At 76.8% G+C, this 384-nt stretch carries 1 protein-coding gene and 1 pseudogene; both read right to left on the reverse strand.

Annotation, left to right across the window (positions count from 1 at the left end; translation table 11 throughout):
• The coding region (locus LPA54_RS41855) for a maleylpyruvate isomerase N-terminal domain-containing protein (RefSeq protein WP_228985569.1) at positions 1–121 on the reverse strand (121 nt) is incomplete at its 3' end.
• Positions 119–384, reverse strand: a pseudogene (locus LPA54_RS41860) (MDMPI N domain containing protein); the annotation flags it as partial. The pseudogene LPA54_RS41860 and the gene LPA54_RS41855, both read right to left, overlap by 3 nt.

Genomic DNA, 384 nt, shown 5'->3' on the forward strand with positions numbered 1-384 from the left:
CCCGCTGGTTACTCGCGGGCGAGAACACGTCCTTCTCGTACCGGCTCTCCACCACCCGCGACAGCGCCGCCGAGCAGTGCGCCAGCACGTCCCGCACCGTCCAGCCCGGACACGCCGTCACCGGCAGCGCGAAGTCGCCGTCGGGGACGGTCGTGCGGCCGGTGTCGCCGCCGGTGCAGGAGACCGTGCGGACCAGCCGGTGGCTCTGCTCGCGCCAGGGGCCGCGGACGGCCCGGGTGGGCGGGAAGCGGGCGGCCCGCCAGTACGCCTCCGTGCGGCCGGACGGGGTGGGGCGCTCGGGCCGGACGTCGCCGAGCGGGTCCTGGAGGCCGAGGGCGACCGCGACCAGCCCGTCGACGGTCATCAGATGGGCGATGACCCCGG

It is taken from the genome of Streptomyces sp. DH12 (assembly GCF_020873895.1).
Taxonomy (GTDB): domain Bacteria; phylum Actinomycetota; class Actinomycetes; order Streptomycetales; family Streptomycetaceae; genus Streptomyces.